Source organism: Pontibacter vulgaris, assembly GCF_022758145.1.
In the GTDB taxonomy this organism is placed as follows: Bacteria; Bacteroidota; Bacteroidia; order Cytophagales; family Hymenobacteraceae; genus Pontibacter; species Pontibacter vulgaris.
Genome location: NZ_JAJVDH010000023.1, coordinates 1 through 2,076, shown reverse-complemented (window position 1 = coordinate 2,076; position 2,076 = coordinate 1). Strand labels below are relative to the sequence as shown.

Here is a 2,076-nt window from a genome sequence, read left to right as displayed (position 1 = left end):
TTTTATCAAAAAGGGTGGCAAAGTGTGTATCCTTCGCCCAGCAGTAGCCCTTACTTCCGCTTAGGGCTACCAGCTCGCCATAGAACATTTTCTCTGACGCATTCAGGAGCTTATTGAAGCGCACCTGGTGTGGGATAATGGCTTTGTTTTGTGGTCTGATAACCGCTACCATGCGCGCCCTCCTTTCCCTTTGTAGTTAGCTGCAACACGTCCGATTTCTTCTGCAGTTCGCTGCTCGCCACGCAGCATAAAGGCAATCACATCCTCTTTCAGAAAGTAATTCTTCTTGCCTTCTGGTTTGTAAAATTTCAGCTTCTTCTGGCTGGTCAGACGATAGAGATGGTCTTCTGATATGTCCAGCATATAAGCTGTTTCCCTGCCATTGAGCACTGGTTTGCCCTCAATAGATTGGGATAGATAAAGATGGTGGAGTAATTCGTTTTGTAACTCCATTGCCTGTTTGCTGAAGGCTACCTGTTCAACTAGCTTCGCTTCGATGCCAGCAAACATGTTTGCTAAAGTTGTATCTTTCATGATTAGAAAAATAATTTTTACAAACATAGCCAGACACGAATGCAACAGAAAACTCGGGTTTATACTCACCCGAGTTAATAAATAGTTATTCATAAAAAAGTCGCAACGAGTGCGACTTTTCCACAATTAATCTTTACTTCTGCGTGCTATTGAGTTAATTTTCAAGGCTTTCAATTAGTCCATCTATTTTCTGAACCCAGTTTGGCAAATGACCTTGCTTATCCCCGTTCGAGAGGGCACTGATTCGTGCTTCCCGCAGTTTATCTCTTGTTATTTCCAGCAAGTTCCCATTTTTGTCAGTAGTTAAAAACACATTGCTAATGCAATCATATAGCCAGGCCATTACAGCATCATCATGTTTAAGCATTTCTTTACGCATTGCAGCTGTTTTAATCTTTTCTGGTGCTTGTATATACCCTTCTCTTAACAAAGACTCCATAAGATAAAATAAGCTACCTAACCCTTTCTGTGACCAGATGATGCGGTAGGTAGGTCGTAGCGAAGTAAGCATTACATAAAAGTGAACCTCCTTCGTTTCTTTAGGTACAAACTTAACGCGCTTTAAGCCTTCTAACAGCTGGCGTATCTGTTGCTGCATTTTGGGATGGGTCGCCCAAACTGGCGTTCGGGATAACTTCTCGTGTTTTTCTTTCCACTTTTGATAACCATTTTGCAGCAAGGTTACCAGTGGTCCAAGCTGTAACCGTTGCGAAACAGCTTGGACTTCTCGTTGAAGGTCCTCCCATAAGCGATAAGGGCTCATCACAACTGCAAGCGCTTCTTCTTCTGTCTTGCCCCGCAGGAATCGTATAGTCAAAGCTTGCTGTATATCATAGTAGCGCATAGGAATAGCTAGGTCACTTAATGGACTATGCTGCGCTGTATGATATTCATAAGCCCTATGGTATGCCTTACTTGTATAATACCAAAAAGCCTGTTCATCTTCTGCATACAGTGCCAGCTTTTTACCAAGTACCCCCAATGTTTCTAATGCATCCGTTCTGCCCTGATCCAGCACTCTGTGCGAAAAGTCTTCCATTCGATCTTCTACGTCAGAAGAAAATCTGGGCACTTGTATCTCTATCTGTTGTTCCTCAATGTAATCCATCGTTATGAGCTATTAAATAAACTAAAAGGTGATTTCAGGTAGATTCTCTACAGCCTTTTCTTTTAAAGACTCCACGAGTCTGACATATTTCTGAGTTTCGACTAAGCTGGAGTGTCCAAGTAATCCCGATACAGAGCGCACGTCTGCTCCGGAAAGCAATAGATTGGTACCGAACGAGTGGCGGGCACAGTGCCAGGTAACCTTCTTATTCAGCTCGGCTTTGTCTGCCCAGTTTTGTAGGTGCTTGCCACAGGTGGTATTGGAAGGAAGGGTAAAAACAGGCTGGCGACGTAACTTATCTTCTTCTGCTCTAGTTCTTTTCTGTCCAGACGGCTTCTCTATTTTAGCTTCTTTGGCTTTTGGTCGTTCGCCCAGTAGCTTGGGCGCTGTGCTGTTCAGATTTACGACTACATCTTTACTAGTCTTTTCCTGTT

At 43.3% G+C, this 2,076-nt stretch carries 3 protein-coding genes; all 3 read right to left on the bottom strand.

The genetic code is table 11. From position 1 onward, the window contains the following. Positions 1–165 precede the first annotated feature (165 nt). Positions 166–534, bottom strand: coding sequence for a helix-turn-helix domain-containing protein (locus LWP20_RS18110; protein ID WP_242929590.1), 369 nt, complete (start codon positions 532–534; stop codon positions 166–168). A gap of 154 nt (positions 535–688) precedes the next feature. After that, positions 689–1,642 (bottom strand): hypothetical protein, encoded by a 954-nt coding sequence (locus LWP20_RS18105; RefSeq protein WP_242929589.1) that lies wholly within the window; start codon positions 1,640–1,642, stop codon positions 689–691. Positions 1,643–1,663: 21 nt separating this feature from the next. Continuing rightward, positions 1,664–2,076, bottom strand: a 413-nt coding sequence (locus LWP20_RS18100; RefSeq protein WP_242929588.1) for a tyrosine-type recombinase/integrase, incomplete at its 5' end; no start/stop codon positions are given.